This window comes from Halomonas sp. ML-15 (genome assembly GCF_014779595.1).
Taxonomy (GTDB): Bacteria; Pseudomonadota; Gammaproteobacteria; order Pseudomonadales; family Halomonadaceae; genus Franzmannia.
Genome location: NZ_JACXZT010000019.1, coordinates 649020 through 650056 on the forward strand (window position 1 = coordinate 649020; position 1037 = coordinate 650056).

1 protein-coding gene and 1 pseudogene are annotated in these 1037 nt (G+C 69.4%); both read left to right on the forward strand.

What is annotated here, in order from left to right; all coding sequences use genetic code 11:
- Positions 1-541, forward strand: a pseudogene (locus IEI94_RS14645) (FAH family protein); the annotation flags it as partial.
- Between the two features lie 17 nt (positions 542-558).
- Positions 559-1037, forward strand: a 479-nt coding sequence (locus IEI94_RS14650) for an aldehyde dehydrogenase family protein (RefSeq protein ID WP_191168022.1), incomplete at its 3' end; no start/stop codon positions are given.

A 1037-nucleotide genomic window follows, 5' to 3' on the forward strand; every position in this document is an offset into this window, starting at 1 on the left:
TGAGGCTGCCCTCCCGGTGCCCACCTTCGCCGAAGATGCTGGCGAGGAGCCGGAGCTCGCCGGGCTCTACCTGGTGGGCGCCGACGGCACCCCGTGGCGGGTCGGCTACGCCCTGGGCAACGAGTTCTCCGACCATATCACTGAGCGCTTCAACTACCTGTGGCTGGCCCACTCCAAGCTGCGCGCCTGCAGCGTCGGGCCGGAGCTGCTGATCGGTGAGCTGCCGGCGCATCTGGAGGGCGTCAGCCGCGTGGTGCGTGACGGCGAAACCCTGTGGGAGAAGCCGTTCCTCACCGGCGAGGCCAACATGGCCCACAGCCTGGCCAACCTCGAGCACCACCACTTCAAGTACGCGGGCTTTCGCCGCCCCGGCGACGTCCACGTGCACTTCTTCGGCACCGCCACCCTGAGCTTCGCCGACGGCATTCAGACTCGTGACGGTGATCGCTTCGAGATTGAGCTGTCAGCGCTGGGACGGCCGTTGCGCAATCCACTGCGCTTCGAGACCGGTACCGTTGACTGCCAAGTCTCTCCCCTCTAAACCGAAAGGAGCATCATATGAGCCTATCCGGACAACTTCTCATCGGCCAGCAGGCCGTTAGCGGCAACCGTGCCGAGATCCGCGCCATCAATCCCGCCAGCGGCGAGACCCTCGAGCCGGTCTACCGCGGCGGCGGCGAGGCCGAGGTCGAGCGCGCCTGTGTCCTCGCCGAGGCGGCCTTCGCCAGCTACCGCGAGACCTCCCTGGAGGCCCGCGCCAGCTTCCTCGAGACCATCGCCGCCGAGATCGAAGCGATCGGTGACGACCTGACCCAGCGCGGCATGGCCGAGACCGGCCTGCCCCAGGCACGTCTCGAGGGCGAGCGCGGCCGCACCTGCGGCCAGCTGCGCCTGTTCGCCGCCGTGGTGCGCGCCGGCGAGTGGCTCGATGTGCGCCACGATCCGGCACTGCCGGAGCGCGCGCCGATGCCCCGCGCCGACCTGCGCCAGCGCCATATCGCCCTGGGCCCGGTCGCCGTGTTCGGCGCCTCCAACTT